At 42.2% G+C, this 2306-nt stretch carries 2 protein-coding genes; both read left to right on the top strand.

Translation table 11 applies throughout. The features are described from left to right. Positions 1 to 1553: DEAD/DEAH box helicase (locus tag LC653_RS45790; protein WP_229501835.1), on the top strand; the 1553-nt coding region annotated here is incomplete at its 5' end. Positions 1554 to 1572: 19 nt separating this feature from the next. After that, the coding region (locus tag LC653_RS45795; RefSeq protein WP_229501836.1) for a hypothetical protein at positions 1573 to 2306 on the top strand (734 nt) is incomplete at its 3' end.

The raw sequence follows: 2306 nt of genomic DNA on the forward strand, positions 1-2306 counted from the left end.
TAACTGCTATTGACAAATACTGGTATCAGATTGAAACAGCCCGAAAAGTACTTAGACAACTGGGTGGACGCGCATTACTAGCCGATGAAGTCGGATTGGGCAAAACCATTGAGGCGGGACTAATCATAGCCGAGTACTTAGCAAGAGGTATGGTACAGTCCATGCTGGTGTTAACTCCCGCATCCCTAGTTTCCCAGTGGCAATCAGAGTTAAGTGAGAAATTTAATATTGCTACTATCACCACAGATAACCGTGACCCGCAACAACCCATAGACGAATTTTGGACGAATAATCCGCGAATTATCGCTTCATTAAACACGGCTAAATCTGTTAAACATTATCCCCACGTCACCAGTCGCACTTGGGACTTGGTTGTTGTCGATGAAGCCCACCACCTGAAAAATCGCACTACCCTAAACTGGAAACTGGTCAACGCCCTCAATAAGCGGTTTATCCTCATGCTCACTGCTACGCCAGTGCAGAACTCCCTTATTGAACTGTTTAATCTGCTGACCCTCCTCAAACCGGGACTGCTACAAACAGAAGCCGCTTTTAAAAAAGAATATGTCGATTCCAGGAATGGACGAGTCCCTAAAAATCCAGAAAAGTTACGCTCTCTCATGCGGGAAGTCATGGTGCGAAATACCCGCGCCTTAGTAGATGTCAAACTGCCTAAACGCTTCGCCACCACAATTACCGTTACCCCAGCAGCAGGCGAGGAGAAACTTTACCAAGATTTGAGCGAGTATCTACGTTCTTCAGAGGACAAGCTAGACAGACTCTCCCGCACCAATTTGCTAATGCGTGCTGGTTCATCCCCTGGTGCTTTGGCTGACTCCCTCAAGCAACTGACCAAACGCCTGCCTGATGAAGAACTGAAGTCTTTAGCAAGACGAGCAGCCCAAGTCAAGCAGGTCGAGAAAGCAAAAGTATTGGTAGAAATGCTCTCAAAATCTTCCCAGAAAACCTTGGTCTTCACAACCCATAAAGCAACTAGCACTTATTTGGCCCAAACTCTGCAAGCAGCAAATATCCCCTTTGCAGAATTTACTGGTGGGATGTCCCTTAAACAGAAAGATGAGGCTATAGCCGCATTTCGGGATACTGTTTCTGTACTGCTGGCATCCGAAACAGGCGGAGAGGGACGTAACATCCAGTTTGCGAACGCGATCGTTAATTATGACCTCCCCTGGAACCCAATGAAAATAGAACAGCGCATTGGTCGTATCCACCGCATTGGACAAACCCAGGATGTTTTTATTTTTAACTTTTGTCTCAAGGGCAGTATCGAAGAGTATATTCTGCGGATCTTGCATGACAAAATTAATATGTTTGAACTAGTGGTCGGAGAGATTGAAACAATTTTAGGGAACGTAGATGATGAATTTGACTTTAGTGAAATTGTTATGGATATCTGGCTCAAGCATCAAGTCAAGCCCGAATTAGATACAGCCTTCGAGCAATTGGCAGATAATTTGTTAAAAGCCAAAAACCAGTATCAGCAAATTCAAGAACTGGATGAACAGATTTTTGGCGAAGATTTTGAAGCTTGAGAAATTGATTTGACTAACTATGTTATCAGACCCAATTATTGCTACCTTAGAAAAAATTGTTTCTCTGCATGATGGGATAGCAGAACCTGCTGGTGAACACATTTTAAATGTGTTGTTAACAGAAAATATAGCATCGCTGCTTTCGCTCCCCGAAGAAGTTACTTTTACTACTATTGCTGATGTACCCCAAAGTGTTTTTGTCACCTATCATTCAGAAGTCTTAAATAAGCTATCTGAACTATTAGCTGTTAAAGGACTTATTAGTGCGTTGGGTGTTAAAATCGATGGACATCTGAAAAACACAGGCTTTGAGAAACTTTTATTGGAGAGACTCGCACCTCAAAATGGCTTAATTCGTTTTTTAGATGCTAAACCAGAAATTACTCGCTACATCTTGTGTAATGTGGCTTATACAGCGAATGCTTCCGAAAAAAGGATTGGTTTAGTTTCGTTCATTATCAATGAAATAACAGGAGTAACACCAGTAGAAATTGGGGATGCTTTGTTTTGGGAGTCTGACCTAATGACTGTGGAGCATCAAGAGACACCATTGGCGATGCCAATTGAAGAGTTGTTGAGGTTAATTGAACATCAAAGTGCAATATTGATTGGAAAATCTCTAGATAATTGGCAGGCTAAATTAATAAGAGCTAGAGCTAGGGATGAAGAAAGGCTCAAGGATTATTACAACACGATTAGCGACTCGATTCGCAACAAGATTGAGTTAAAAAAATTGATTGGTGATGAACTAGA

It is taken from the genome of Nostoc mirabile CHAB5784, assembly GCF_020829645.1.
Lineage (GTDB): Bacteria > Cyanobacteriota > Cyanobacteriia > Cyanobacteriales > Nostocaceae > Nostoc > Nostoc mirabile.